The organism is Natronospira sp. (assembly GCF_007134575.1).
GTDB lineage: Bacteria > Pseudomonadota > Gammaproteobacteria > Natronospirales > Natronospiraceae > Natronospira > Natronospira elongata.
Map to the genome: position 1 here is coordinate 1 of NZ_SLKM01000304.1, position 4,179 is coordinate 4,179.

Below are 4,179 nucleotides of genomic sequence, written 5' to 3' on the forward strand. Positions count from 1 at the left end.
GAGCAGTTCCTCCATGCCCTTCAATGCGAGACCGGCGATCTGCAGGCAGCCGGCTGGAGCAGCCCGCCGGGGGCCCGCTTCATGACCTACCAGCGGCCCTATGGCATCTTCCGACCGCAGCCCCGGGCGCGGCGCCAGCGGCAGGACGATGACAAGCGGATTACGGCCGCCCGCCTGGTCCTATGGGGCAAGCCTCAGCCCCGGATAGAGGACGCGATCCGCATTGGGGAACTTTGCCGGATCGCGGCCATCAGCCGGGCGGGTCGGCTGCTGGGCAAGGATAATGTGCCACCCGTGTTATCCGGCCATGGCATGGAACATAACCACCGCCACGGTCATGCCTTCTATTTGCCCGAGGATGCGGACCGGGACGGGCGGATCGACCACATCCTGGTCTACGCGGAAAACGGCTTGTCCGGTGCGCCGCTGCGCGCCCTGGGAGAACTGACCCGCTTATGGATCGATGACGGCAAGGAATGGCAGGTGACGCTGGAGCAGTTCGGCCCGGTCGACCAGCTTGCCGGTTCCTCCTGGCTGGGGCGAGCACGCGAATGGTCCTCGGTGACGCCTTATCTGCATCCCTGGTTTCGCAAGAAGCGCTTCGGTGTGGAAGATCAGATTCGGCGCGAGTGCCGGGAACGGGGTATACCAGAACCGGAAGTCACCCTCTTGGAAAGCCCGTTTGAAGGCCCGGATCAACACCCCCGGCGGCCCGTGCATTTCCATCGCTTCCGGAACAGCCGCAAGCGCATACCCCAGCCGGACACCCGTGGCCAGTTCGTTCATCTGAACTTCCCCGAACCGGTGAACGGCCCCCTGGCACTGGGCTTCGGCTGCCATTTCGGGCTCGGCTGCTTTACGCCGTTCCATCACGCATCTGCCGCCAGGCAGGAGGCGGACCAAACATGCAAGGACGGATCCTAGACCATGGCCAGGCAACCCCGCAGCGCCCGCTGAACCCGTCTCAACTCCACGGGCGTCAGGCGCGTCAACGGTCCCTCGCCCAGGCGATTGCGGTCGATGGCACGCAGATGCTCGGCGCAGACATAGGAGGCTTTCAGAAGACGGTCTCGTGGTGTCACTTCAATTCGGAGCAAGCTGGCGTCCTCATGGCGCTGAGTGGTGAGCGGCGCCACCAATACCGTGGGCAACCCGGCCTCCGTCAGCTCGTCAGCCTGCAGCACGACAACGGGCCGAACCTTGCCGATCTCGCGTCCTTGATTCGGGTTGAGACGGGCTACCCAGACCTCTCCCAGACGCGGACTTACCGCCACCACGGGTCTCCCGCGTCATACTCTCCAGGCGGCTCGGAGACCTCGTTTTCCAGGTCCAGAAATGCCTCGGCCATTTCGCGGGATTCCCGGGCCGAAGACGCATCATCGCCAACAGCCCTGGCCGCCCGGCCCATGGCCTCCATGAAACGCTGGCGCTCTCGCTCGGCCAGATATGCCCCGATGGCGTCCCGGACCAGCGCCGAGCGTGACCGTTGGCTGCGTCGGGCCTCTGCCTCCAGTCGAGCTTCCAGATCTTGCGGCAGACGCACATTCAGCATCCTATCCACCCCCATAACACATTTAGTCACACTAATTGTATTACATACTGTACACGCCGTCATCCCGCCGGCTAACGAACAGCCGACGCTGCCTCCACCGACTACACTGAAGGGCAAGGAATGCCGGCCAGGGAGGTTGCCGTGCTTCTGAACCAGCAAGAACTCCCCTTGCCCATCCCGCCGCGAGTCGGGGACGAGCCGCTGATTCCGGCGCGGATGGTAAACGAATACAGCTACTGCCCGCGCCTGGCCTATCTGGAATGGGTGCAGGGTGAGTGGGCGGACAGCAGCGACACCGTTCGCGGCCGCTACCAGCACCGGCGGGTGGACAAGGCCGGCGGCAGCCTGCCCCAGGCCGGCGAAGCAACGGACGACGACCGCATTCACGCCCGTTCGGTCACCCTCTCCTCGGATCGGCTGGGCCTGATCGCCAAAATGGACCTGGTGGAAGGGGAAGGCGGTATCGTCCGGCCCGTGGATTACAAGCAGGGCAAGCGCCCGCATCGATCCAAGGGTGCCTGGGATCCGGAGCGGATCCAGGTCTGTGTCCAGGGTCTGATTCTGGAAGAACACGGCTACGAATGCCCGGAGGGCATTCTGTATTTCACGGGTTCCAGGGAACGGGTCACCATCCCTTTCGACGACGACCTCCGGCGCCAGACTCTGTCGGCCATCAACGGCCTGCGTTTGGTGGCCAAGGGTGGGCAGATTCCGCCGCCGCTGGAAGACAGCCCCAAGTGCCCCCGCTGTTCCCTGGCACCTATCTGCCTGCCGGACGAAGTCAATTTCCTCAAGCTGGATAACATCAACATCCGGCCACTGGCGGTGCACCGGGAGGAAGCACTTCCCCTGTATGTGCAGGCGCCGGCGGGTACTGTTCGCAAGGAAGGGGAGATCCTGCGCATCGAGGTGAAGGACCAGCCCACCAAGACTGCTCGAATCAGGGAAGTCTCCCAACTGGTACTCATGGGCAGGATCTCGGTAACCACACCCACCCTGCATGAACTGATGGCGCGCGAAATCCCCGTCACCTGGCACAGTTACGGGGGCTGGTTTCTCGGCCATAGCCAAGGCACCGGCCACAAGAACATCGAACTTCGCCGCGCCCAGTTTAGAGCCGCCGATGATCCCCAGATTCGGCTCCGTATCGCCCGGGGACTGGTCCGGTCCAAGATACAGAACTGCCGGACCCTGATGCGCCGTAACTGGCGCAGTGACGAGGACAATAAAGACCGCTTGACCGATCTCCGGCGCCTGGCCGACAAGGCGCGGCGAAGCCGGGATCTGAACAGCCTGCTGGGCGTCGAGGGTGCGGCGGGGGCCGCCTATTTCGGTGGCCTGCCGATGCTGATCAAATCTGCCAAGCGGGAGCCGGACCAGATGAGCTTCGACTTCCGGCGGCGCAATCGCCGTCCGCCGGCCGACCCGGTCAATGCCCTGCTCTCCTATGCCTATGCCCTGCTGAGCCGGCAATGGGCCGTCACGCTCTCGGCCGTGGGATTCGACCCCTACCTGGGCTTCTTCCATGAGCCCCGATATGGCCGCCCGGCCCTGGCCTTGGACATGATGGAACCCTTCCGCCCCCTGATCGCCGACTCGGCTGTACTTACGGCCATCAACAACGGCGAAGTCCGGCCCGGCGATTTCATTCGTGCCGGTGATGCCGTCAACCTGACGCCAGCCGGACGAAAGCGCTTCATTGCCACCTTCGAACGCCGAATGATGCAGGAAATCACCCACCCATTGTTCGGCTATCGTGTCAGTTACCGGCGGCTGCTGGAACTGCAGGCAAGGCTGCTGGGCAGGTTCCTGCTGGGCGAGCTGCCTGATTTCCCCCACTTCACGACAAGGTGACAGGCATGGATGAACATCTCTACATCGTCGCCTACGACATATCGGACCAGAAACGATGGCGCCGGGTATTCCGTCTGATGCACGGCTACGGCGAATGGCTGCAACTATCCATATTCCAGTGCCGCCTCAATGAAAAGGCGCATGCGGAGATGGTTGCCCTGCTCGACGGCATCATCAATCACGTGGAAGACCATGTCATCACCATGGACATGGGCCCCGCCGAACGCATTCCACCCAAAGTGGTCAGTCTCGGCAAACCTTATGAGACAGTTGAAAAGGAACCTATAATCGTCTAGGGCCGCCGATGTAAGCACCTCGCCCGGCGAAAACGAACGCTCCAGTGGCACAAGACCCTCGGGCAGCGCTCGAATCAACATAGATCTCTAACAATCAGGCAGTTACATCACCCCCACGGGGACCACATGGGGGAAAGGAGGCTCACCATGGCCCTGCTACTTGCACCCCTCGCAACCAACCGGCACACTCTAGGCGCTGCAAGGCTTTTGGAAGCAGCACTTATCCGAGGCATCCTGCCTCGGCCTCATTGAAGCGGGCTGAAAAGGCCCCGCCCAGGGTGTTTCGGGCTTCCCTTATCCGAGGCATCCTGCCTCGGCCTCATTGAAGCTGCCCAAAGTGATTGAATCGATGGGCCGGTGTTGAGCCGCTTATCCGAGGCATCCTGCCTCGGCCTCATTGAAGCGCTCCCAGCTCTGCCGGGCAATTGGTGATGATCCAGCCTTATCCGAGGCATCCTGCCTCGGCCTCATTGAAGC

General features: G+C 62.6%; 5 protein-coding genes. 3 read left to right on the forward strand and 2 right to left on the reverse strand.

Features of this window, described 5'->3' with window-relative positions:
• Positions 1–924, forward strand: a 924-nt coding sequence (gene csb2, locus ACJWXQ_RS12220; protein ID WP_406672910.1) for a type I-U CRISPR-associated protein Csb2, incomplete at its 5' end; no start/stop codon positions are given.
• Here csb2 and ACJWXQ_RS12225 read toward each other — a convergent pair.
• Together ACJWXQ_RS12225 and ACJWXQ_RS12230 are read right to left on the reverse strand one after the other, a co-directional pair.
• The gene (locus ACJWXQ_RS12225) at positions 921–1,274 is read right to left on the reverse strand and encodes a type II toxin-antitoxin system PemK/MazF family toxin (RefSeq protein ID WP_406672911.1); all 354 of its coding nucleotides are present in this window, start codon (positions 1,272–1,274) and stop codon (positions 921–923) included. The genes csb2 and ACJWXQ_RS12225 overlap by 4 nt on opposite strands.
• Positions 1,265–1,552, reverse strand: a complete 288-nt coding sequence (locus tag ACJWXQ_RS12230; RefSeq protein WP_346052385.1) for a ribbon-helix-helix protein, CopG family — start codon at positions 1,550–1,552, stop codon at positions 1,265–1,267. The genes ACJWXQ_RS12225 and ACJWXQ_RS12230 overlap by 10 nt, the downstream gene beginning before the upstream one ends.
• A gap of 120 nt (positions 1,553–1,672) precedes the next feature.
• Here ACJWXQ_RS12230 and cas1 point away from each other — a divergent pair, with 120 nt between their 5' ends.
• On the forward strand, positions 1,673–3,406 hold the full coding sequence (gene cas1 / locus ACJWXQ_RS12235; RefSeq protein ID WP_406672912.1) for a CRISPR-associated endonuclease Cas1: 1,734 nt from the start codon (positions 1,673–1,675) through the stop codon (positions 3,404–3,406).
• Positions 3,407–3,411: 5 nt separating this feature from the next.
• Positions 3,412–3,702 carry a CRISPR-associated endonuclease Cas2 gene (gene cas2, locus ACJWXQ_RS12240; RefSeq protein ID WP_346052389.1) on the forward strand — a complete coding sequence of 97 codons (291 nt, stop codon included), beginning with the start codon at positions 3,412–3,414 and terminating at the stop codon, positions 3,700–3,702.
• Positions 3,703–4,179 lie beyond the last annotated feature (477 nt).

Excerpts from the sequence above, each read along its gene's own strand:
- ACJWXQ_RS12230 (WP_346052385.1), bottom strand. The coding sequence starts at position 1,552 with ATGCTGAATGTGCGTCTGCCGCAAGATCTGGAAGCTCGACTGGAGGCA.
- cas1 (WP_406672912.1), top strand. The coding sequence starts at position 1,673 with ATGCCGGCCAGGGAGGTTGCCGTGCTTCTGAACCAGCAAGAACTCCCC.
- cas2 (WP_346052389.1), top strand. The coding sequence starts at position 3,412 with ATGGATGAACATCTCTACATCGTCGCCTACGACATATCGGACCAGAAA.